Origin of the sequence: Saccharopolyspora shandongensis (genome assembly GCF_900106995.1) — a bacterium.
Classification (GTDB): Bacteria; Actinomycetota; Actinomycetes; order Mycobacteriales; family Pseudonocardiaceae; genus Saccharopolyspora; species Saccharopolyspora shandongensis.
Window position 1 is genome coordinate 1 of the sequence record NZ_FNOK01000023.1, and the last position, 20,901, is coordinate 20,901.

The 20,901-nt window shown below is 68.8% G+C and carries 22 protein-coding genes; 13 read left to right on the forward strand and 9 right to left on the reverse strand.

The window, feature by feature from the left end; translation table 11 throughout:
* The 4 genes from BLW84_RS23525 to BLW84_RS23545 form a co-directional block, all read left to right on the forward strand.
* Positions 1–330: transposase (locus tag BLW84_RS23525; RefSeq protein ID WP_143061066.1), on the forward strand; the 330-nt coding region annotated here is incomplete at its 5' end.
* A 1,290-nt stretch (positions 331–1,620) separates the two neighbouring features.
* Complete coding sequence (locus BLW84_RS23535; RefSeq protein ID WP_093269023.1) at positions 1,621–1,839, forward strand: hypothetical protein; 219 nt, start codon at positions 1,621–1,623, stop codon at positions 1,837–1,839.
* A 222-nt stretch (positions 1,840–2,061) separates the two neighbouring features.
* The gene (locus BLW84_RS23540; RefSeq protein WP_093268853.1) at positions 2,062–2,697 is read left to right on the forward strand and encodes a hypothetical protein; all 636 of its coding nucleotides are present in this window, start codon (positions 2,062–2,064) and stop codon (positions 2,695–2,697) included.
* A gap of 236 nt (positions 2,698–2,933) precedes the next feature.
* Positions 2,934–3,617 (forward strand): hypothetical protein, encoded by a 684-nt coding sequence (locus tag BLW84_RS23545; protein ID WP_093268856.1) that lies wholly within the window; start codon positions 2,934–2,936, stop codon positions 3,615–3,617.
* Between the two features lie 38 nt (positions 3,618–3,655).
* On the opposite strand, the gene BLW84_RS23550 is transcribed toward BLW84_RS23545, so the two are convergent.
* The gene (locus BLW84_RS23550; RefSeq protein WP_093269025.1) at positions 3,656–4,198 is read right to left on the reverse strand and encodes a cysteine hydrolase family protein; all 543 of its coding nucleotides are present in this window, start codon (positions 4,196–4,198) and stop codon (positions 3,656–3,658) included.
* A 217-nt stretch (positions 4,199–4,415) separates the two neighbouring features.
* On the opposite strand from BLW84_RS23550, the gene BLW84_RS23555 reads away from it, so the two are divergent.
* Positions 4,416–5,492, forward strand: coding sequence for a hypothetical protein (locus BLW84_RS23555; RefSeq protein ID WP_093268860.1), 1,077 nt, complete (start codon positions 4,416–4,418; stop codon positions 5,490–5,492).
* 89 nt (positions 5,493–5,581) lie between these two features.
* On the opposite strand, the gene BLW84_RS23560 is transcribed toward BLW84_RS23555, so the two are convergent.
* The 3 genes from BLW84_RS23560 to BLW84_RS23570 all read right to left on the reverse strand — a co-directional run bounded on the left by BLW84_RS23560 (position 5,582) and on the right by BLW84_RS23570 (position 8,116).
* Positions 5,582–6,316: an SDR family oxidoreductase gene (locus BLW84_RS23560; protein ID WP_093268864.1), complete on the reverse strand. Its 735-nt coding sequence runs from the start codon at positions 6,314–6,316 to the stop codon at positions 5,582–5,584.
* A 58-nt stretch (positions 6,317–6,374) separates the two neighbouring features.
* The gene (locus BLW84_RS23565; RefSeq protein ID WP_093268867.1) at positions 6,375–6,812 is read right to left on the reverse strand and encodes a cupin domain-containing protein; all 438 of its coding nucleotides are present in this window, start codon (positions 6,810–6,812) and stop codon (positions 6,375–6,377) included.
* Positions 6,813–7,165: 353 nt separating this feature from the next.
* Positions 7,166–8,116, reverse strand: a complete 951-nt coding sequence (locus tag BLW84_RS23570; RefSeq protein ID WP_093268870.1) for a helix-turn-helix transcriptional regulator — start codon at positions 8,114–8,116, stop codon at positions 7,166–7,168.
* A 63-nt stretch (positions 8,117–8,179) separates the two neighbouring features.
* On the opposite strand from BLW84_RS23570, the gene BLW84_RS23575 reads away from it, so the two are divergent.
* Positions 8,180–9,334 carry an epoxide hydrolase family protein gene (locus BLW84_RS23575; RefSeq protein WP_093268872.1) on the forward strand — a complete coding sequence of 385 codons (1,155 nt, stop codon included), beginning with the start codon at positions 8,180–8,182 and terminating at the stop codon, positions 9,332–9,334.
* A 416-nt stretch (positions 9,335–9,750) separates the two neighbouring features.
* Here BLW84_RS23575 and BLW84_RS49950 read toward each other — a convergent pair whose 3' ends face one another.
* On the reverse strand, positions 9,751–10,191 hold the full coding sequence (locus BLW84_RS49950; RefSeq protein WP_281247437.1) for a helix-turn-helix transcriptional regulator: 441 nt from the start codon (positions 10,189–10,191) through the stop codon (positions 9,751–9,753).
* A 212-nt stretch (positions 10,192–10,403) separates the two neighbouring features.
* Here BLW84_RS49950 and gad point away from each other — a divergent pair, with 212 nt between their 5' ends.
* Both gad and BLW84_RS23590 read left to right on the forward strand, forming a co-directional pair.
* Positions 10,404–11,687: a glutamate decarboxylase gene (gene gad, locus BLW84_RS23585; RefSeq protein WP_093268875.1), complete on the forward strand. Its 1,284-nt coding sequence runs from the start codon at positions 10,404–10,406 to the stop codon at positions 11,685–11,687.
* Between the two features lie 16 nt (positions 11,688–11,703).
* The gene (locus BLW84_RS23590) at positions 11,704–12,636 is read left to right on the forward strand and encodes a nitrilase-related carbon-nitrogen hydrolase (RefSeq protein WP_093268878.1); all 933 of its coding nucleotides are present in this window, start codon (positions 11,704–11,706) and stop codon (positions 12,634–12,636) included.
* Position 12,637: 1 nt separating this feature from the next.
* Here the strand turns inward: BLW84_RS23590 and BLW84_RS23595 are convergent, their stop codons facing one another.
* The gene (locus BLW84_RS23595; protein WP_093268881.1) at positions 12,638–13,408 is read right to left on the reverse strand and encodes a LamB/YcsF family protein; all 771 of its coding nucleotides are present in this window, start codon (positions 13,406–13,408) and stop codon (positions 12,638–12,640) included.
* A gap of 176 nt (positions 13,409–13,584) precedes the next feature.
* Between BLW84_RS23595 and BLW84_RS23600 the strand changes: the two genes are divergently transcribed.
* From BLW84_RS23600 to BLW84_RS23615, 4 genes are read left to right on the forward strand one after another with little or no spacing between them, the layout of a single operon-like run.
* Positions 13,585–14,478, forward strand: a complete 894-nt coding sequence (locus tag BLW84_RS23600) for a 5-oxoprolinase subunit B family protein (protein ID WP_245761335.1) — start codon at positions 13,585–13,587, stop codon at positions 14,476–14,478.
* A complete protein-coding gene (locus BLW84_RS23605; RefSeq protein WP_093268886.1) occupies positions 14,475–15,455 on the forward strand; it encodes a 5-oxoprolinase subunit C family protein in 981 nt (326 codons plus the stop codon). Before BLW84_RS23600 ends, BLW84_RS23605 begins: the two co-directional genes overlap by 4 nt.
* A 21-nt stretch (positions 15,456–15,476) precedes the next feature.
* Positions 15,477–15,716 carry an acetyl-CoA carboxylase gene (locus BLW84_RS23610; RefSeq protein WP_093268888.1) on the forward strand — a complete coding sequence of 80 codons (240 nt, stop codon included), beginning with the start codon at positions 15,477–15,479 and terminating at the stop codon, positions 15,714–15,716.
* A complete protein-coding gene (locus tag BLW84_RS23615) occupies positions 15,713–17,062 on the forward strand; it encodes an acetyl-CoA carboxylase biotin carboxylase subunit (protein WP_093268891.1) in 1,350 nt (449 codons plus the stop codon). Before BLW84_RS23610 ends, BLW84_RS23615 begins: the two co-directional genes overlap by 4 nt.
* 179 nt (positions 17,063–17,241) lie before the next feature.
* Here the strand turns inward: BLW84_RS23615 and BLW84_RS23620 are convergent, their stop codons facing one another.
* Positions 17,242–18,552, reverse strand: a complete 1,311-nt coding sequence (locus BLW84_RS23620) for a cytosine permease (protein WP_093268895.1) — start codon at positions 18,550–18,552, stop codon at positions 17,242–17,244.
* Positions 18,553–18,562: 10 nt separating this feature from the next.
* A complete protein-coding gene (locus BLW84_RS23625) occupies positions 18,563–19,546 on the reverse strand; it encodes a YlbE family protein (RefSeq protein ID WP_218157439.1) in 984 nt (327 codons plus the stop codon).
* Between the two features lie 41 nt (positions 19,547–19,587).
* Between BLW84_RS23625 and BLW84_RS49255 the strand changes: the two genes are divergently transcribed.
* Positions 19,588–19,797, forward strand: a complete 210-nt coding sequence (locus BLW84_RS49255) for a hypothetical protein (protein ID WP_245761333.1) — start codon at positions 19,588–19,590, stop codon at positions 19,795–19,797.
* A 449-nt stretch (positions 19,798–20,246) separates the two neighbouring features.
* Here the strand turns inward: BLW84_RS49255 and tnpA are convergent, their stop codons facing one another.
* On the reverse strand, positions 20,247–20,675 hold the full coding sequence (tnpA, locus tag BLW84_RS23635) for an IS200/IS605 family transposase (protein WP_093268899.1): 429 nt from the start codon (positions 20,673–20,675) through the stop codon (positions 20,247–20,249).
* Between the last annotated feature and the right edge of the window lie 226 nt (positions 20,676–20,901).

Consider the following 20,901-nt stretch of genomic DNA (forward strand, 5'->3'; position numbering starts at 1 on the left):
CCGCTTGTCGAAGCCCTGCCCACGATCCGCGGCAAACGCGGACGGCCCTGGCAGCGGCCGCGCTGGCTCTACGGCGACCGCGGCTACGACTACGACCACCACCGGAAAGCCCTGCGTGATCGGGGAATCGTCCCGCGTATCGCCCGCAAGAACACCGACCACGGCTCCGGACTCGGCACCGTCCGGTGGGTCGTAGAACGCACTTTCGCCTGGCTGCACCAGTTCAAACGACTCCGCACCCGCTACGAACGACGAGCCGACATCCATCTCGGACTCCTCCAACTCGGATGCGTCCTGATCTGCTACCGCCAACTACCAACGTCATTCTGAAACGAGCTGTAAGCGGGAACAGCGACGACGAGCTGCAGCAGGTGACCGTTGGCGAGTCGGAGCAGCACGACGACACCATCGTAGGGCGAGCGATGTGCTCGCACGAGGCCGTCACACCCTTATCGCTACCGGGCGTTGCGAACGGTTCCACTCACCCTGCACCTCATCCTCGTCGGTGGCCTCGTCGGATCCATCCCGGTCGCGCCGCAACCGCGAGTCCCAGGTGGACACGTCAGCGCAAATCCTCTTGAACCCGATGGAAAGCCGGCCGGCCAAGCGGCGGGCGACACGATGGTGCCGCCCATCCCGGTCGCCCCGATCCTGGCGGCGCGGCGCTCACGGCGTGCAGGTGAATCGCACCGAATGCCAGCCGGTTGCGCCGTCGGGCACGACCGGTTGGCGTTGCGGGATCCGCTGATGTCCCGCCCGGTCGGTGGCGCGGCACTCCACCACGTGCTCGCCGGGCGGTAGGTCCCGGGTGGCGCGCCACATCCGCCAGGTGTCGTGGCTGACGTCGGCGGCGAGCTCGGCGGGTTGCCAGGCGCCGCCGTCGGCGCGGACCTCGACCCGGTCGATGCCGGTGTGCTGCGCCCAGGGGATCCCGGTGATGGTGACCGGCCCGGCCGGCGCGGTGGTCGCCGCGCGCGGTCGGTCGATGCGGGACTCGGTCTTGATCGGTGCCTGCCGGACCCAGCCGCGCTGCTCCCAGTGGTGCTACGACTTCGACCGGCGCGACGACCTCGGCATCTTCTACGATTCCGCGGTTCGCAGCGCCCGAAGACGGACGTGCGGCACCGGCCTTCGGGACGGGCAGAGGAGTGCCGTACTTCATCTACGAGGCCGGGGACCGGCTGTTCGGCGTAATCGCCCTGGCCCGCAGTTGAGTTCCGGGCGAGCCGTGCCCGATGCCGCATCCCGGGCCCGTCTTCGTCGCCGTTCAGTGCGTTCGTATGGCCGTCGGCCGATCCGGGCGCGTGCGACGGTCGGTCGGCCGCACGAACGGGTCAAGAAGGATGGATGTTCGGGCAGGGCTCCGTGCTGCGAATGGCTTTCGTCCCGGTGCACGTGAAATTTTCACCGCCAGTTGCGGTCGCCGGGCAGTGCGGGCCTGCGCATCCGTCAAGCCATGGGGGAGTCGAAGCCGGTGCTGTTGCGTCATCGTCATCGGCACCGATCAATCCCAGTCGGCACAACGGTTGGTGCGGCGCTCCCGCTTTGCCCGATGAGAGCGCGTCGAACGTCTCGATTCGGCTGGAGCGCAACTGCATGATGGTCAACGGGAGGATTCTGGTGAAGAAGTTCGCAATCGGCGCCGTTCTCGGGCTCAGTGTGCTGGCGGCCACCGCAACGCCCGCAGCAGCGGAAGGTTGGACCTACACGGGGCATTGGTACTACACCGCGGCCCAGTGCGAGAAGGCCTGGGAAGACATGACCGGAGGGGGCCCGAACCTGCCGCACGAGTGCCGGCACAACAACGGCGTGTACGAGTTGTGGGCGTACAGCCTGTGACGACCCGGCAGTGATCGTGCGATTCGGCGAGGCCCTCTTCGACGACGAACCGAGGGACTCGCCGAATGCCGTCCACGTTGCTCGCGTTACCGCGCGGGTTCGCAGCGGACGGGGCCGCAGCATGCGCAGGGCGTCGACAACCACCGGGGGCCCGAGCGCGGCTGGCTCGGTCAGTGGGGTCACAAGCGCGGCAACGACCGCACCCCCGACGGATGGCTGGAAATGGGACGCGAGGGCTGGTTCGAGGAGACGATCTCCTTCTACGACCAGTACCTCAAGGGCACCGAACCGACGGTCGACTACCCGAACTTCGCCATCCAGGACAGCACCGGCACCTGGCGTGCCCAGGACACCTGGCCGGTCGTGGAGCGCTCGGCCACCATCTCGCTCGGCGGTGGTTCCTATGTGGACGACGGGGCCGAAGGCGGCCCCACGGCCGAGAACACGTTCACCGCGTGGTCCCAGCCGCTCGAACAGGACATCCGGCTCACCGGCACGCCGCGGATCTCCCTGAACGCCGTGGGGCGCGGCAACACCATGATCCAGCTCTACGACGTCGCCCCCGACGGCACCGCCGTCATGTTCGACGAGCACGCCGCCGTGCTGGGCTCGGGTACCACGGCCCTCGACCTCAAGTCGACCGACTGGACGCTGAAGGCCGGCCACCACCTGGCCGTCGGGATCGGCACCGTCCGGCCCAGCGGCGCCATCGCGCCCTTCCGGACTGGATCGACACGCCCTCCCGCGAAACGATCGAGGTCGATGGCGTCCAGCTCGAACTGGCCCTGGACGACCCGGCCGATGACACCGCCACCGACGGCGACCGGGCACCGTACCTGGACATCTACCTGCTGCTGAACACGAAGAAGCTGCCCATCGGTCGCCCGTCGTTCACGGTGCCGACCAGCAACCGCTGACCGGCACGCGCAGGCTTGCCCCGTCACTCCCGTCGAGTGGCGGGACAGTCCGACGCCTGCCCCGCGGGTACAGCTCGTTGCGCGGAAGGGCAAGACAGCCGGTTGCGATGGGTTGTTCGCGAGCCGTGCGCATAACGTGTCGTCGGGTTGTCCGACCGCAGGAACGGGGGAGCCGAAATGCCGCGGTTGCTGAGCCAGTTGGAAACGTTGGGTGCCCCGGTCACGTCACCGTCCGGTGTGTGGGCTCTGCGCTACGACGCCGAAGGCCGTGCGGTGATCCGCGATGACAACGGTGCGACGGCGTGGGCGGCGGGCGCCGTGGGCGCGCTCCGCCTCGAAGACAACGGGGCCTTCGCGGTGTACGACGGCGACCAGGTCGTCTGGCGCGGCGATCTGCCCAAGCTCGAGTACTCGTCGTTGAGCGTCACCGATGACGGGGACGGGATCATCCACGACCACGGGCTGCCCGTGCACAGCCTGCTGAACGGTCCGATCGAGCCGGTGTCGCTCGGCGACAAGGCGCCGGTGGCGGAGATCGTCGGCAACCGGTTCCTGGAATCGGACGACGGCAAGCGAACGGTCAACCGCACCCCCGACGGCGACGCCCTGGTGCACAAGTGGAAGCTCGGCATGGGCGCGTACACGGCGATCGTCGTGCAGCCCACGCATACCGCGGCGCTCGACGCGCCGGGCACCTGGCTGACGTGGCGGTTCCTCAGGCACGACGGGCTCGGCAACTGGGAGCTGGTGCTGGTCGACGACGAGGACGAGGTGCGCTGGGTGTTCGGCAGGGGCTACGTCGCGGCGTTCGAAGCGGAGCCGGTCGCCGCCGAGTCCACGACCGCCGACCCGGAAGCCTAGCCGCCCCGGCGGGTGGCTTCCCGGCCCAGAGCGGAGTTCTAGGACCAGTCGGCGCAGGGCACGACCTCGAATCCCCGGCTGGGGAAGACGGCGTCCATGAAGAAGTTGTGCATTGCCGGATCGCCGTCGGCGCAACCGTCCCGCAGCACGGTCACTTGGTAGCCGCGGTCCGCCGCGTCGTAGCACGTCGCAGCCACCATCGCGCTGGTCGCGACTCCGGCGATCGCGAGGGAGTCGACGCCGCCGGCGCGGAGCACGAGGTCCAGATCTGTGCCGGCGAAGGCGCTGGCGCGGCGTTTCAGCACGACGACGTCCTCGTCGGTGACCGGCAGATCGATCTCGGTGCCGGCCGATCCCTCGTGGAAGGTGTCCCCGGCTTCGTGGAACGTCCTGAACATCGCGTTGCCCGGCGGCAAATCGGCTCCGTTGCCGCGGACGGCGAAGCGCACGAACACGACGAGAGCACCGGCCGCGCGGGCGCGTGGGAGCAGTTCGGTGAGCGGCGGTAGGACTTGCCTGGCGAACGGGTAGTTGCTCGTGATGCCCTGCTGGAGGTCGCCGATGATCAGTGCGGTGGTCACGAAAGGCTCCCGTCCAGCCGCTGCGTCCGGCGCCCGCGGTGAACGGACAGCCGGCCCGGCGGCCGTGGTGATCGCGATGGCCAACAGTGCGTGGATGAAGCTACCGGTCGCGATGGTCCCGGCGAAGCAGGGGCCGCCGAGGCCGCCGGCAGCCGGGCTGCCCGCTCCGGCTCGCTCGACGTACCGGTCGCCCAGCGGCTCAGGTATAGATACCGGCATGCCTACAGATTCCGTCCGAGCGAGTGCTGGGCAGTACGCCGCTCGCCTCGTCGCCACCGTCGATGCTCCGCTGGATCCGGCGTCCGCGGACGCGCCAGAGGTGCGGCACTGGCCCGGGCGCGAACTGCTGGTGCAGCGCGGGGACGCCGAACTGGTCGTCCGCGACCTGGACGATCCGGCAGCAGTGGTTCGCTTCCCGGCACCGTGGCCGCGCCGTTTCGGCTCGGTGGCGGTCTCTCCCGAGGCCGATCTCGCCGTGTTCGCCGGGGTGCACGCGCTGCAAGCGGTGGATCCGACCGGCGCCGTGCGGTGGGAGCTTCGGCACGGCTGCTGGTCGGCCGCGGTGTGCACCGACGCTCACGCGTCGTTCGCCGAGTACGCCGACGACTACTACCACGGCCATGCCGACAGCGGATCGGCCGCCTTTTCCTCGGACGGCAAGCTCGTGTGGGCGCACGTCCGCAACTACGCGGGAGAGGACGTCGAGGAGGAGTGGCTGATCCTCGACCCCGCCGACGGCAGGGTGCTGGCCCGTGCCGAAACGATGACCGTGGGATCGGGCTCATTCCACTCCCCGCACCCGAATCCCGCGTACATGGGGCTGACCGTCGGTGAGGGCGACGAGGAGTCGCCCGTGCTGTGGGGACACTGGGACGGCGCGAAGTTCAGCATCCAGCGGTTCGTCGAGGAGGTCTTCCTCGCGGTGAGCCCATCCGGGGAGCATCTCGTCGCAACGGACCCGGGGCAGTGGTCCCTCTACTTGCGCCGCGCGGAGGATGGCGTGGAACTGCGGCGGCTCAACGCCGCGGACGCGGTGCCGCAGAGCGGCGACGACCGTCCCTGCTGGGACTACGAGGCGGCGTTCCCGGACGACGACACCATCGTGGCCGGGATCGAGAGCGCCGCGGATCCCCGCCATTGGCTCGTCGACGTGCGCACGATGACCGTGCGTGGCCGGATCGACTATCCCTTCGCCATCTCGGGTTCTCCCCGCTCGGCGGGCCGCGGCACCTGGTACACGGCGGCCGAGGACGGGACCGCACTTCACTTGTGGACCCTCCAGCACGACGGATGAGCTGACCGCCTCAGGCCGCAGGCAGGAGTGCGGCATTGACCACGACGCAGCTCACCGAGCCGTCGGCGGCCGCCGGAAAGATCACGGCGTCAGCGCGTGAGCCAGTCCCGGTAGGAGGTTTTGGTGATGACGGCGTCGTTCTTGGCGATGAGGGCGTCGCCCGGGGCGGCGGCGAACATGCCGGCGCTGTTGTCGGTGATGACGGTTCGGTGGTCACCACGGGCGGCGAGGGCGATCTTGCCCAGTTCGTCGAGCGTGAAGACCTCGGGCCCGGCGACGTCGCGGGTGCCCTGCAGCGGAGTGCCCACGGCGACGTCGGCCACGGCCCGGGCGACTTCGGCCGCGGCCATGGGCTGGACGCGCGTGGCGGGCAGGCGGACGGTCTTCTCGTCGGCGGTCCAGGACAGCACCGCGTCGATGAACTCGAAGAACTGCGTGGCGCGGACGATCGAGTAAGGCACGGAGCCGGCCTTGAGGATGTCCTCCTGCAGCACCTTGGCGCGGTAGTAGACCAGGCCCGGCACCTGGTCGGCGCCCACGATCGAGAGGACGACCGCGTGGCCGACGCCGGCTGCCTCGGCGGCCGCCAGCAGGTTGTCCATGGTCTTCTGGAAGAACTCGAGCGAGGCTTCGTCGAAGGTCGGCGAGTTCGTCAAGTTGACGACGACGTCGGCCTTGTCCAGCGCCTCGGGCAGGCCTTGCCCGCTCAGCAGGTCCAGACCGGTGGACGGCGAGTGCGGCACCGCCTCGTGCCCACTGGCGTTCAGGATCTTGACCACCTGCGAGCCGATGAGCCCGGTCCCGCCGATGACAGCGATCTTCATTTCGTCGACCTCCGTGTTCTCGGAGATGTCCGGGCCTTGAACACGACGGGTCTCGCGGTCAGCTCGTGCGCGGGGCCCGGCGGTTCTCGCGCCGGACGAGCTCTTCCTCGTCCACCAAGGTGAGCATCGGTTTGCCCGGTTCGCAGAGCATGGTGACGGTGAAGCGCACCGGGACGTCGTCGCGGTTGTTGCCGTCCTGGTAGTGGATGAGGTCGCCACCTGGCTCCCAGAACGCCTCGCCGGCCCGGACGACACGCGCCGGCTCGCCCTCGAGTTCGAACACCATCTCGCCGTCCAGCACGTAGCCGAAGGCCGGTCCGGGGTGCCGATGCGCAGGGGTGCCAGGGTCGCCCGGCGGGAACTCGACGACGACGGTCATCGCGTGCGCACCCTCCGGGATGAAGGGAGGCTCCGCCTCCTGCACCACGGTGAGCGCCGACTGCCACGCGTCCGATCGCGGCTTCTGCCCGGCGGTCGTCGACTCGATGTCCGACATGGAAAGACCTCCCCGATGGGATGTGGCGGGTCCGAGATCAGCGCCCGAGAACTCCCGGCCACACGACCGCGACACCAAGATCGCTCAGGTGGCCAAGACCGGGGCAGACCTCCAGATCCGCCCCGTGCGGCGTGTGCCATCGTCACGGCCTCCTGCGCAGTGAAGGTGTCGTGGTCGAAGTCCAGCACCGGGCCCGGCGGCGGCGGTAGAGGCGGAGGTCGTCGCGCGCCCTTCCAGCAGCGCCGGCGAGGGCCGGGCGCGTTTCGTCGGCGACGTCCCCGCCGCTACGCGCACGAACGGCATCCCGCGGGCGAAGCGGTGCTGCGCAACGGACACCAGCGCACCTGCCCCCGCTAATCCGTCGCGTTGGCGAGTCGGGCTGCCAGCCCCCTGACGTGCTCGACGAGTTCCGGGGGTTCGTGCACCTGGAAGTCGAATCCTTTGGACGCCACGTAGATCGCCAGTTCGTCCAGCGAGTTGGATCCGGTCCGCAGGGTGCAGCTGTGCTCGTCGATCGGCTCCAGCGCTCCGGTGGTGGGGGCGATTCGCTCCGCCGCGGTCTCGGCGCTGACGTGCAGGGTGAAGCGGGCTTGGTAGCGGTAGGCCGATGTGGAGATCGCTCGTGAGGTGTAGCCGCTGATGTCGGGATCTGGCGGGGTGCGCGGGGTGAACCGGGGACCGGTGGGCGTGCGCGGGCTGAGGCGGTCCACGCGGTAGGTGCGCCAGTCCTGGCGGTCGACGTCCCAGCCGATGAGGTACCAGCGCCGGCCCGTGTGCACCAGGCGGTGCGGCTCGGTGGTGCGGATGCTGCTGGTTCCGTCGTGGGTGCGGTAGTCGAAGCGCAGGCGCAGCGAATCGCGGCAGGCGGCGGCGATGGCGGTGAGGGTGTCCGGGTCGGCGGTGGGGCCGGTGTTGGCCATCGGCACCGTCACCGACTGCAGGGCGTTGATCCGGTGGCGAAGCCGTGACGGCAGCACCTGTTCGAGCTTGGCCAGGGCGCGTACCGAGGTCTCCTCGATGCCGGTGATCGAACCGCCGGCGGCCGTGCGCAGGCCCATCGCGACCGCGACCGCTTCGTCGTCGTCGAGCAGCAGCGGCGGCAGGTCCGCGCCGGCGCCCAGCCGGTATCCGGCGGTGCCCGCCGTGGCCAGCACGGGGTAGCCGAGGCCGCGCAGCCGGTCGATGTCGCGGCGCACGGTGCGTGGAGTGATCTCCAGTCGTGCGGCCAGTTCGGCGCCTGACCAGTCGCGTCGGGTCTGCAGGAGCGAGAGCAGTCGCAGCAGTCGTGCCGAGGTTTCCCACATGGCTCGAAGTCTGCCATCGTGCTAGGACCGAAGCTGACCTAGCTGGTTCCTAGAGTCATCGGCATGGAGCACAACAGCGAGATCCGGCCCTTCACCATCGACGTTCCCCAGGCCGACCTGGACGACCTGCGGGACCGGCTCGCCCGGACCAGGTGGACCGCGGACCTGCCCGATGTCGGCTGGAGCCGCGGGGTGCCGGCGAGCTACCTCAAGGGACTGGCCGAGTACTGGCGCGATGGCTACGACTGGCGCGCGTACGAGCGGCAGCTGAACGAGTACCCGCAGTTCACCACCGAGATCGACGGGCAGAACATCCACTTCCTGCACGTGCGCTCGCCCGAGCCGGACGCCCTGCCGCTGATCCTGACCCACGGCTGGCCCGGCTCGATCGTGGAGTTCCTGCACATCATCGGCCCGCTGACCGACCCGAGGGCGCACGGCGGCGACCCGGCGGACGCGTTCCACCTGGTGATCCCGTCGATCCCCGGCAGCGGGTTCTCCGGGCCGACCGGCGAGGCCGGCTGGGACACCAGCCGGGTGACCAGGGCGTTCGCCGAGCTAATGAGCCGGCTCGGCTACGACCGCTACGGCGCGCAGGGCGGCGACACCGGTGCGGTCATCTCCCCGGGGCTCGGCCGGCTCAACCCCGACAAGGTCGTCGGCGTGCACGCCAACGGGCTCTCCGCGTTCACCGAGGTCGACCCGGACCGGGTGGGGGAGCTGAGCGCGGCCGAGCAGGCGCGGCTGAAGCACCTGGAGTACATGAAGACCGAGCAGTCCGGCTACGCGATGATCCAGATCACCCGGCCGCAGACCCTGGCGCACGGGCTGCACGACTCCCCGGTCGGGCAGCTGGCCTGGATCGTGGAGAAGTTCAAGGAGTGGACCGATCCGGCAGCCGAGCTGCCCGAGGACGCGGTGGACCGGGACCTGTTGCTCACCAACGTGATGCTGTACTGGCTGACCGGCACCGCCGGGTCCTCGGCCAACTGCTACTACGAGACCGCGCATGCCGGAGCCTGGGGCGCGAGCGCGCGTTCCACGGTGCCGACCGGGGTCGCGGTGTTCCCCATGGACGTGTCGATCCGGAGCGCTCTCGAGCCGGAGCACACCATCGTGCACTGGTCCGAATTCAGCCGCGGCGGCCACTTCGCCGCGATGGAGGCTCCCGACCTGCTGATCGACGACGTCCGGGAGTTCTTCGCCAAGCTGCGCTGAAACCGCCGCGGCGCCGGCCTCGACCAGGTCGGCGCCGCGACTGAACCGCACCAGTTCGCCTTGCGCATCAAGGATTTCGCTGGTCGCTGTCTCTTGTGGACATGACCTCGGGCCAAAGGGCGCAGGCTCAAATCTCGTCAGCCCGGCGGCGAAGAGGATCTTCTCAGGCCAAAGCCTGTGAAGATCCTCTTTCTTGCCGTGCGGGCCCACAGCGTGCCGTGCAAGGCGCTCCGTTGTCCGATACCACGTGCACTGGGCGGTTGAAACAGCCACTACCCGATCCGGTGCGCCCTTTTCCCAGAATGCACCGCCGACAATTCCCGCCATTCGGTGCGTGCAGCGCCTCACCGAGTTCGTTGAGCTGCCGTGGTGCCGTCCGCCGGTCCGGCCCGGCGTCTGCGCAAGGGGCGTTGGGGCTAGTTCTTGCTGCCGAGAGCTTTCACGACCGCTGAAGTTCGATCGCCCACGCCCAGCTTGGTGAAGATGTTGCGGAGGTGGTTCTTGACCGTGCGCTCCGATATGCCCAGCGACCGTGCGATCTCCCTGTTGGAGTGGCCGCGAACGAGCTGGTCGAGCACCTCCCGTTCCCGCTTGGTCAGCGGGGACAGCACGTGGCTGTACGCAGCGACTTTGGGAAAACCGTCGTCGTTCTCGTCTGGTCGGGTCAGCTCGATCCGGAGCGCAGCAAGCTGGCCGACCTGGTGCAGGACCTGGCGCATCGCGCGTGAATGCTCAACGGCCTCGTGCAGCAGGGCGGTAATCGCCATGTCTAGCGCCCGGTCGTGGGAACGGGCCATCAAACGCCTCCACTCGGGCGGTTCGGCCGGGGTCGCCCGGTACGGTTCGTCGATCAGCACTTCCTATTTCGCCACGCGACCAGCGGGGATAACTGAAACGCCGATCAAATCGCTCGAATGCCGCAGGAGATACCCCAGACGGCCCAGCGCGGTCAGGTGGGTGCGGCACTAGTACGAAAGCGCTGGGCCGAATTGTTCATGGCGCTTTGCTCCTGATGGCTCGTAGCGTGGCCGATGTCGTCGCACACCACCAGCAACAGGAGTGTTCAAACATGGCTGCTCTGGCGAACGCGGCCGAGGAACCGTTATGTTCCTCGACGCACCTTCGGCGCGGGATCCCGGATTTCGGAATGGACGCGGATGCAGCGCTGAATGCCGTGGCGGGCAGGTTGCGCGGCGGCTGCCGTCCGGAGCGGAACCTCGCGACCTTCCTCACCACATCGATCGAACCGGAGGCCCAGCGGCTCTACCGCGCCTACCTGAACTACAACCTGGTCGACCGCGAGCAGTACCCGGCGATGGACGAGCTGCTGCGCGAATGCGTGCGGATGATCGGCGCGCTGTGGCAGGGGGATTCGCGACGAGTGGTCGGCAGCGCCACCACGGGGTCCAGCGAGGCCGCTCTGCTGGCTGGGGTCTCCTTGCTGCGGAGCTGGCAGGAACGCACCAGGGGTGAGCTGTCCCGCCCGAACCTCGTCATGGGAGCCGGCGCGCACGCCTGCTGGAAGAAGTTCTGCCGCCATTGGGGGGTCGAGGCCCGCATCGCGTCGGCCAGGGCTGGGCGGCTGGCCCTCGACGGCACTGCGGCCGCGGATCTGTGCGACGAAGGCACCATCGGCGTGATCGGCATCCTGGGTTCCACTTTGGATGGACGTTATGAGCCGATCGCCGAGATCGCGGCCGAGCTGGACAGGCTCGACCAACAGCGCGGGATCGACGTGCCCGTGCACGTCGACGCCGCATCCGGCGGGTTCATCGCACCGTTCCTGGACGCCGATCTCCGCTGGGACTTCCGCATCCCGCGGGTGGTTTCGATCAACGCCTCCGGCCACAAGTCGGGCATGGTCCCGCCGGGCTTGGGTTGGCTGCTGTGGCGCGACCGGGGCCGGCGCAGCCCCGAACTGGGGATTCGGATCAACTACCTCGGCGGCGACGACACCCACTACGAACTGAGCTTCTCCAGGTCGGCAGCGCCAGTTGTCCTTCAGTACTACAACTTCGTTCGCTTCGGATTCGCCGGTTTCCACGCAGTGCACGCGCGTTCCAGGTCGCTGGCGCGAGAGCTGGCCGTCCGTCTGCTCGGCACCGGGCGGTTCCGGCTGCTCGGTGACGGCAGCGAGCTGCCGGTGGTGGCACTGGCCGCGGAGCCGCCGATCAAGTTGCGGCGGTTGGCGATGCACCTGGCCGACCGCGGCTGGGCGGTGCCGGTCTACACGCTTCCACCGGAACTGGACGACGTCGAAGTGATGCGCGTCGTCGTCCGCAGCGATTTCACGCCAGAGGCGGTCGAGGATTTCACGGCCGCTGTTGAAGAGTTCGTCTCCACTGTGAATTGATCGGGAGAGGAGAGCCATGCGTCCCGTCAGAATCATCAGCAGGTTGGTCGACCGCGAACCACCACGGCCCGGTACCGGAATCCGGGTTTCGATCTTCCAGGGCGAGAACCCGGCGGGTTCACCGACCGCGAAGGCGGAGAACCTCTCAAGGATGGAGGAAGTTCTGGCCCTGGCGGCCGGCTACGAGAGCCAGCTCTGCGCGTTCCCCGAGTGCTTCAACACCGGCTACGCGCTCGGGCGCGAGCAGTGCGAACTGCTGGCGGAACCGTACGACGGCCAGTCCGTCCAACTTGCCCGGAAGCTGTCCAAACTGCATGAGGTCGCAGTCGTCCTGCCCTACGTGGAACGGGCGGAAAGCGGCGCCTTGCACGATTCGGTGGCCGTTGCCGCCGACGGCGAGCTCATCGCCAACTACCGGAAGACGCACCTGTATGGTGCCGCCGAACGCGTGAACTTCACCGCCGGCGAAGAGATTCCGCCGGTGGTCGAGGTGAACGGATTCCCGGTCGGCTTGCTCAACTGCTACGAGTGCGAGTTCCCGCCGCTCTACCAGAGCCTGGTCCGGCGCGGTGCGCGGTTGATCGTCGGTCCGACGGCTGCCGACCGGCACTTCACGCTGCAGGACGGGACTCCGACGCTGGTTCCCTATCCCGATGCCACCGAGCACATCATTCCCGCGATGGCGGCCGTGTGGCGGGTGTTCGTCGCCTACGCCAATCGGCGGGGTTGGGAGGTGTCGGAACGCGGGCAGTGGGAGTACCGCGGCAATTCCGGCATCTGGGCGCCGAACGGTACCGCGGTGGTGAGCGCCGGCCCCGAGGAGCGAGCGGTGGACTCGTTGCTGGTGGCCGACTGCGTGCCGTGCACCGTGCCGCCGTTCAGCCCGGAAGGAGATCACCTGGGCGATTCGCGCATCGAGTCCTCGGACCACCTGCTGCCGGCAGTCTGATTCAGGACCGCGCGTCCGCGACCTCGGCCATCGCAACCAGGCGAACCCCCTCGGAGGCGAACCGGTCGCGGATCGCCTCCGCGATCTCCACCGCGTTCGGTCGGTCGCCGTGCAAGCAGATCGTGTCGGCGTCGACCGCGATGGGCGTGCCCGCGACGGAGGTCACTTCGCCGCGGAGCACCGCCATCGCCTGGTCCGCGCAGCGCTGCGGGGACTTGGCCCGGGGATCCGGCTCGATGATGATGTGGCCGGATTCGTCGTAGTCCAGGTCGGCGAAGGCCTCCCGCACCACCGGGAATCCCCGCTCGGCGAGACGTTCGGCCACCGGCCCGGCCAGGAGCACGACCCGCACGCCGGGGGCCGCAGCGGCGAAGGCCTCCACCACGGCTTCGGCGACGGCGTCGTCTCTGACCGCCAGGCCGTAGAGCGCACCGTGCGGTTTGACGTGGGAGATCACGGCACCGTGGCGGGCGGCGATCGCCTGCAGGGCACCGAACTGGTACAGGCACGCCCGGGCGGCTTCCCCCGGGCTCATCGACAAGGCCCGCCTGCCGAAGCCGATGAGGTCGGGGAAACCCGGGTGCGCGCCGATCGATGTCCGGCCGTCACGCGCCAGTTCGACGGAGCGGCTCATCGTCGCCGGATCCCCGGCGTGCCAACCGCACGCGATGTTCACGGACGTCACGAGCGGGATGAGGCGGGCGTCATCACCGAGCCGCCACCGTCCGAAGCTCTCCCCGGCGTCAGCATTGAGATCGACGAGAGTGCGCAACTGGTCACCTCCAGGTCGGCCGCTGATGGTAGGTGCCGGGACCCCCGCACGCAGAGCGGTCACAACACCACCTCACCCGAAGGTGCCTCACCCACGCACGACCAAGCTGCGCGCAGCGGTCCCGCGGCGCATCCTCAACTCGCATTCGTTGGCGAGGGGGGTGGGCCGTGACCGCGATGGAGGTTCAGCTGCCGCCGGCGCGCTACGAGTTCGGTGGCGACGAGTTCGTCTTCGTCGAGCTCGACCGCGAGATGAGCCTGGAAGCCAACCTCAAGGCGATGGCGATCACCGATGCGCTGCGCCGCGAGAACATCGACGGAGTCATCGACATCTGCCCGTCCAACGCCTCGTACCTGGTGCGGTTGAACCCAGATCGCCTGCACCCGGCCGAACTGGTCGAAGAACTGCGCAGATTGGAGCACACGGCCGGCGAGCTGCCGGACGACCACGCGGTGCGCACCCGCATCGTCGACGTGCCGGTGCTCTTCGACGATCCGTGGACCCGCGAAACCCTGCTGAAGTTCCGCGACCGGCACCAGGATCCGGACGCCACGGACCTCGAATACGCCGCCCGCATCAACGGTTTCACCGATGTCCGGGCCTTGATCGAGGCGATCACCGCGGCGCCATTCCTGGTAACCATGCTCGGTTTCGTCCCGGGACTGCCGTTCTGCTACCAGATGGTGCCGCGCGACCGGCAGATCCAGGTGCCGAAATACGTGCGTCCGCGGACCGACACGCCGGAACGAGCATTCGGCTACGGCGGGGCTTTCGCCGTGGTCTACCCGGTGCGCGGGGCCGGTGGGTACCAGCTCTTCGGGATTGCTCCCGCTCCGGTGTTCGACCTCGCGCAGCGGCTGCCGGACTTCGCCGACGACATCGCGTTCCCGCGGCCCAGCGATGTCCTGCGGTACCGGGCGATCGATCGGGACGAATTCGACCGCACCCGCTCGGAAGTGGAGGTCGGGCACTTCCGCTACCGGATCCGCGACGTGGAGCTGGTCCCGGCGGAACTGCTCGCCGACCCGGACGCGGTGAACGGCCGGCTCTTGGAGGTGCTGTACCGGTGAGCTTCGTGATCGTGCGCTCGGGCGGCTTGTCCACGACCGTCCAGGACACCGGCCGAGACGGGCGGTACGCCATCGGAATGCCGCCGTCGGGCGCGATGGACCAGTACTCCTTCGCGGTGGCCAACCTGCTCGTCGGCAACCCCGACGGGGCTGCTGCCCTGGAAGCGACGTACCTCGGCCCCGAACTGGAATTCGCCGACTCGCGCACCGTCGCGGTGACCGGCGCGGACAGCGGCGTCACGATCAACGGGGAACCCGCCCCCGCCTGGCAGGCGCTGCGGGTGTCGGCAGGTGACGTGCTGGCGGTCCAGCAGGTCCGCACTGGTGCCCGACCGTACGTCGCGGTGGGCGGCGGTATCGACGTGCCTCCCTACCTGGGCTCGCGCTCGACCTACATGCTCACCGGTATCGGGGGTTTCCAGGGGCGTGCGCTGACCAGCGGCGACCAGCTACCGCTCGGTGAGCCCGGACCGGCCCCGGCGGCCGGCACCGAGGTACCCGAGGAGCTGCGCCCGGATTTCCCGGCGGCGACCGAACTCCGGTTCGTCATCGGGCTGTGCGCCTACCGGTTGACCGAGCGCGCGCTGGAATCGTTCCTCAGCACGGAGTGGAAGGTCACCAAGGACGCCGACCGGGTCGGGTACCGGCTGCGCGGCGGATCGCTGGATTTCATCGAACGGGAGCAGCCGTTCGGTGCGGGCAGCGACCAGGCCAACGTCGTCGACCTCGGCTACCCGGTCGGCTCGGTGCAGGTTCCCGGCGGCGACGAGCCGATCGTCCTGCTCAACGACGCGGTCACCGGCGGTGGGTACGCGACCATCGGCACGGTGATCTCGGTGGACCGGGACCGCATGGCGCAGACCAGGACCGGGGGTCGAGTGCATTTCGCGCCGGTGGACATCGAGGCGGCGATGGCCGCCCGACACGAGCGGCGTGCACGTCTGGAAAAGGCGCGGGCGGCGGTTGCGCCCGCTTAGCGCTGTTCAAGGGGGGAAGCGATGTCTACAGTGGATGCTCAGATGCCCGGGGTCTTCTACCGGCGCCCGTCGCCCGACGCGGACCCGTTCATCGAACCCGGTAGCGTTGTGCGACAGGGGCAGACGCTAGGGCTCATCGAGGTGATGAAGACCTTCAACGAGGTCAAGGCGGACCGGGCGTTCCGCGTCAGCAGGGTTCTGCTCGACGACGGCGACGAGGTGGACGTCGGCCAGACGATGTTCGAGGTCGACGAGTCATGACCGGGCTGCGGCGAGTGCTGGTGGCCAACCGCGGCGAGATCGCCGTTCGGATCATCCGCGCGTGTCACGCGGCGGACATCGAAGCGGTGGCGGTCTACTCCGATGCCGACGAGCACGCGCGGTGGGTGCAGATGGCCGATGATGCGGTGCACATCGGCCGGTCCGCCGCGCAGAAGTCCTATTTGGACCCGGATGTGCTGCTCAAGGCGGCGCGATCCACCGACGTGGACGCGGTGCACCCGGGCTACGGATTCCTGTCGGAAAATGCCGCCTTCGCCCAGGCGATCGATGAGGCAGGCCTGGTGTTCATCGGGCCGCCGCCGGCGGTCCTGGAGCAGATGGGCGACAAGGCGGCCGCGCGACGCGCCGCCGAGATCGCTGGCGTCCCAGTGGTGCCTGGTAGCGGCCCGATCACCGATCCGGCTGACGCGCCGCGGGTGGCCCGAGAACTCGGATTCCCGCTGCTGCTCAAAGCAGCCTCGGGCGGGGGCGGCCGGGGAATCCGGCCGGTCCGCGATGCCGAAGAACTGCTGGACCTGTTGCCAGGAGCCCAGGCGGAGGCGCGTTCGGCGTTCGGGGACGCGACGATCTATCTCGAGCGTGCGGTTCCCAATGCGCGGCACGTGGAGGTGCAGGTACTCGCCGACGAGCAAGGCAACGTGGTGCACCTCTTCGAAAGGGATTGCTCGGTGCAGCGGCGCCGGCAGAAGCTCCTCGAGGAGGCGCCCGCGCCGGCCCTGAGCGAGAAGACCCGGCAGGCCGTCACCTCGGCGGCGGTGCGACTGGCCGAGCGCGTCGGCTATCGGAACGCCGGCACGGTGGAGTTCTTGGTCGACAGCGACGAGAACTTCTACTTCATCGAGATGAACGCGCGCGTCCAGGTCGAGCACCCGATCACCGAGGCGATCACCGGCGTGGACGTCGTAGCCGAGCAGCTGCGAATCGCCGGTGGCGCCCCGCTCGCGCTGGATCAGGACTCGATCGAGTGCCGGGGTGCCGCCATCGAGCTGCGCATCAACGCCGAAGACCCGACGCGCGCCTTCGCCCCGACGCCGGGTGAGATCACCGCACTGCAGCTGCCCGGCGGCCCGGGTGTGCGTGTGGACACGGGTATTTCGCAAGGGGATCGGATCAGCCCGTTCTACGACTCGCTCATCGCGAAGCTCATCTGCTGGGGAAGGGACCGCCGGCAGGCCTACGCCAGAGCGCGGCAGGCGCTCGCCGAGTTCCACGTCGAAGGCATCGCGAGCACAGTGGCGCTGCACCGCCGACTGGCCAGCAACGCGGAACTCGGCGACGGCCCGGTCCACACCATGTGGCTGGAACAGGTTCTCGCCGACGACTGACCGCTTTGCGGAGCACGTCCAACGACCGAGCCGGAATCTTGAACGCCGCGACACGGGCCGGCCGGCGCCGAGAAGCGAACCCCGGAGGACCTCCTGCCGTCCTGTCGCCGCCTGCCGCATCGGCGCCGGGCCGTGCCGCCAGCCCGGAATGCAGAGAGGGCCCCGTCGGGGCCCTCTCCTCACACCTGCGGGCGTGCTTGCTTGCGCGGCAGTTCTATCGCCAGGTAGACCACGAGTCCCACCAGCAGGCCGACCACCGCGTCCGAGAACGACGGCGCCGCCACGTGCACGAGCAGGGCGACCGCCGCACCTGCCGCCCACGCGATGAACGCCGTCGGGCGGAACCTGGTCTCGGCGCGGCCCGCCAGGCGGCCGCGGAGGATGATCTGGTCCGCGATGAGCACCGCTCCCAGCGGCGGCACCAGGACGCCGAGGATCGACAGCCAGTTCACGAAGTAGTCCCAGGCGCCGAGCAGCGCCACGACCACGCCGATCACGCCGAGGATCAGGGTGAGCAGCCGCATCTTGGAGCGGACCAGGTGCGACCAGCCCAGCGCCCCGTTGTAGAGGCAGTGGGTGCAGACCGAACCGAGGTTGATCACCACGAACACGACGACGAGCACGTTGAGGATCGGGCTTCCCACACCGGTGAGGATGGGCGTGAAGTCACCACCGCCCGTTTCGGCCGAGGCGATCGCGCCGGCGGCGACGAGGACGCCGCCGCTGAGCTGCGCGAGGCTCGCCACCGGGAACGCCGTGGCCGTGGCCCACACGGCTTGGCGGCCGTTCTTCGACCACCGGGTGAAGTCGGCCGTCATGGTGCCGGAGTCCGCGAAGGTCGCCATGGTCGTGGTGACCGCCACGCCGAACGTCATGGCGCCGCCGCCGGCCCCGTGGAATTCGGTGATCCGCCCGAAGTCGCCGTTGCTCGCCGCGACGACCATGGCGGTGCCGGCCGCGATGATGAACAGCGGCGCCGCGATCGCCCCGAGCCAGGAGAGCGCCTTGATGCCGAGGTAGGTGACGGCGATGAAGACGATGCCGGCCGCCCCGGCCACGAGGGTCTCGTTCCAGCCGAACGCCTCGTTGAGGCTCGCCCCGGTCGCACCCGTGTTGAAGGCGAACCAGCCGACGACCACTGTGGACAGGAAGCCGGAGGCGATCGCGTACCCGGCGGTTCCGAACGTCTCGGTCGCCTGCAGCGAGAAGCTCTTGCCGGTCTGCCCGGCCCGGTAGCTGAGCAGGCTGACGTAGGCGAACATGATGATGTTGGCCACCAGGATCGCGGCCAGGCCTCGCCAGAAGCCGAGCAGGGCGACCACGAGGCCACCGGGCACGGCGTTGGTGAGGATCATGGGGAATCCGAACCAGACGGCCGAAACCGTCAGGAGCGACTTCCGGTGGGACGGTGGGACCGGGCTGTGCTCGAACTCGGACTCGAGTTCGATGCCGGCGTGCGCTTCTTGCGCCGTTCCCGATGGTTTTGTCATGTCCGCGGTATCAGTTTTCTGTGCGGGGGAACTGTGGGGCGAGCTTCTCGGCGAGCGCGATGATCGCCTTCTCGAAGACCTCGGCCGGCGGGTGGGTGATGCCGGCGCCGATCATGCCGATGCCGGCTTCCTTGTGCGCGATGGCGGTGTTGATGACCGGCAGGATCCCGGTGTCGAGCACCTTGCGGACGTCGATCCCGGTGGGCAGCCCTTGGAAGCCGAGCGACGGGATCGTCAGGTTCGGGTTCTCGGCCGTGGTGATCTGGCCCATGTCGCGGGTGTAGGCGACGGCCTCCTCGACGGTGCCGCCGACCAGGGCGACGATCGCCGGGGCCGCTGCCATCGCGAAGCCGCCGAAGCCGCACGTCTCGCTGATGGCGGAGTCACCGATGTCGAGGCCGGAGTCCTCGGGCTTGTACCCGGCGAACATCGGGCCGACGACCTTCTGCGCCGGGCCGGTGAGCCAGTGGTTGCCGGGCAGGCCGCTCACCCGCAGCCCGAACTCGACGCCGTTGCGCGCCATCGTGGTGACCACTGTGGAGCCTTCGATGCCGTGCGCGGCGTCCATCGCGGCCTTCGCCATCGCCAGCCAGGTCGGGCCGGAGAAGTAGTCGGAGCTGGCGATGAAGTCGAAGACCTCCTTCTTCTGCTCCGTGGTGAAGCTCGTGCGCAGCAGCGACGGCGCCAGCGCCTGGAACAGCAGCAGGGTTCCGGCGTTGTTGCGGTTGTGCGCCTCGTCGCCCATGTGCAGCGCCTGCGCCAGCAGCAGGCGCAGGTCGACCGGCCCGCCGATCTCCATCGCTTCCTTGAGCATCGGGCCGAGCACGTCGCGCATCCAGATCAGGCGCTCGACGACGCTTTCGTCGTTGGCGCCCGCCATCGAGCCGACGCAGTCGTGCTCGTGGCACGGCGAGAAGTCGATCTGCCCGGATGCGGCGACCCGCTCCGCCTCCGCCAGGTCCGCCGCGAGCCCCTCGAACACGAGCGCGCCCATCACGGCGCCCTTCAGTCCGCGGGTCCTGGGCGAGGGCGCGGATGCCGTCGATCATCATGATGCCGCCGACCTCGGCGGACAGGTCGCGGCCGCCGGTGCCGATGAGCTGCGAGATCCCGCCGCCGAGGGCGTGGATGCGCACGCTCACCTCCTGCGAACCGGTGCCGGAGGCGGCGACGATGCCGATCGTGCCGGGGCGGACCGCGTTGGCGAAGCAGAGCCCGACGTTGTTGATGATGGCCGTTCCGTAGTCGGGGCCCATCATCAGCAGGCCCTTCTGGTGGGCCAGGGTCTTCAGCTCGATCTCGTCCTCGACGCTGACGTTGTCGCTGAACATCATCACGTGCACGTCGTTCTCGAGCGCCGTGCGCGCCTCACGCGCCGCGTATGCGCCGTTCACCGCGAGGACCGCGAGGTTCGTGTTCGGCTCCCCGACCGCCGCCGAGGCGATCGTGCGGTAGGTGATCGCCGCCTGGCCGCCGGTCGGCGCCTTGCGGGTGAGCAGCTCTTCGATCTGGGCGATCACGTCGTCGGTGGCCACCCCGTCGGCGGTCACGGCGACGACCACGAGGTCGCCGTTGCCCGCGGCCGCCAGCTCCGGGGTGAACAGGTCGAGGTTCTTCAGCGGAGCTGTTCGGCGGAATCCCGGCCGTTCACGGCTGGGAGGTAGCCTATCTGTAGTGCTGTTGGTCTCCCCGTGCTAGTCGGGGCGTTTCTGGTTCTCGATGTACTCCTTGATGATCTCCAGGGGTGCGCCTGCGCAGGACGCGGCGAAGTACGAGGGGGACCAGAAGTGCTTGCCCCGGAGGTACTTGTGGATGTGGGTGGGGAACTCTTGGCGAAGCCGTCGCGCGGAGACGCCTTTGAGGGAGCCGACCAGACTGGACAGGGCGACTTTGGGTGGGTAGCGCACGAGTAGGTGGACGTGGCCGGTTTCGCCGTTGAACTCCCGTAACTCCGCTTCGAAGTCCGTGCACACATCCCGCATGATGGCTTCGCAGCGGGCAAGGATGGTGTCGGTGAACGGTCCGCGCCGGGATTTGGGTGTGAAGACCAAGTGTGCGTGGAGTGTGTGAACGACGCTTCTTCCGCTGCGTACGTCGGGGTTTGGTTCCCATCTGGGTGACATAGGTCAATGTTATGATCTTGGTTGTGAAGATCGTTGTGCAGGTCAAGCTCGTTCCGGATGCCACCCAGGCATCCGCGCTTGAGTCCACACTGCACACGGTCAATCAGGCCGCGAACTGGGTGTCGACCGTCGCGTTCGAGCACAGTGTCCCGCGTGAGTACGAGCTGCGGAAACACACCTACACGGAACTCAAATCGCAAGGCTTGGGAGCGCAGGCCGCCCAGCA

What these genes read in the sequence shown, in the direction of transcription:
- BLW84_RS23540 (WP_093268853.1), top strand. Translation starts at nt 2,062, where the DNA reads ATGGGACGCGAGGGCTGGTTCGAGGAGACGATCTCCTTCTACGACCAG.
- BLW84_RS23545 (WP_093268856.1), top strand. Translation starts at nt 2,934, where the DNA reads ATGCCGCGGTTGCTGAGCCAGTTGGAAACGTTGGGTGCCCCGGTCACG.
- BLW84_RS23555 (WP_093268860.1), top strand. Translation starts at nt 4,416, where the DNA reads ATGCCTACAGATTCCGTCCGAGCGAGTGCTGGGCAGTACGCCGCTCGC.
- BLW84_RS23560 (WP_093268864.1), bottom strand. Translation starts at nt 6,316, where the DNA reads ATGAAGATCGCTGTCATCGGCGGGACCGGGCTCATCGGCTCGCAGGTG.
- BLW84_RS23565 (WP_093268867.1), bottom strand. Translation starts at nt 6,812, where the DNA reads ATGTCGGACATCGAGTCGACGACCGCCGGGCAGAAGCCGCGATCGGAC.
- BLW84_RS23570 (WP_093268870.1), bottom strand. Translation starts at nt 8,116, where the DNA reads ATGTGGGAAACCTCGGCACGACTGCTGCGACTGCTCTCGCTCCTGCAG.
- BLW84_RS23575 (WP_093268872.1), top strand. Translation starts at nt 8,180, where the DNA reads ATGGAGCACAACAGCGAGATCCGGCCCTTCACCATCGACGTTCCCCAG.
- gad (WP_093268875.1), top strand. Translation starts at nt 10,404, where the DNA reads ATGGCTGCTCTGGCGAACGCGGCCGAGGAACCGTTATGTTCCTCGACG.
- BLW84_RS23590 (WP_093268878.1), top strand. Translation starts at nt 11,704, where the DNA reads ATGCGTCCCGTCAGAATCATCAGCAGGTTGGTCGACCGCGAACCACCA.
- BLW84_RS23600 (WP_245761335.1), top strand. Translation starts at nt 13,585, where the DNA reads ATGGAGGTTCAGCTGCCGCCGGCGCGCTACGAGTTCGGTGGCGACGAG.
- BLW84_RS23610 (WP_093268888.1), top strand. Translation starts at nt 15,477, where the DNA reads ATGTCTACAGTGGATGCTCAGATGCCCGGGGTCTTCTACCGGCGCCCG.
- BLW84_RS23615 (WP_093268891.1), top strand. Translation starts at nt 15,713, where the DNA reads ATGACCGGGCTGCGGCGAGTGCTGGTGGCCAACCGCGGCGAGATCGCC.
- BLW84_RS23620 (WP_093268895.1), bottom strand. Translation starts at nt 18,552, where the DNA reads ATGACAAAACCATCGGGAACGGCGCAAGAAGCGCACGCCGGCATCGAA.
- BLW84_RS23625 (WP_218157439.1), bottom strand. Translation starts at nt 19,546, where the DNA reads ATGGGCGCGCTCGTGTTCGAGGGGCTCGCGGCGGACCTGGCGGAGGCG.
- BLW84_RS49255 (WP_245761333.1), top strand. Translation starts at nt 19,588, where the DNA reads ATGCCGTCGATCATCATGATGCCGCCGACCTCGGCGGACAGGTCGCGG.
- tnpA (WP_093268899.1), bottom strand. Translation starts at nt 20,675, where the DNA reads ATGTCACCCAGATGGGAACCAAACCCCGACGTACGCAGCGGAAGAAGC.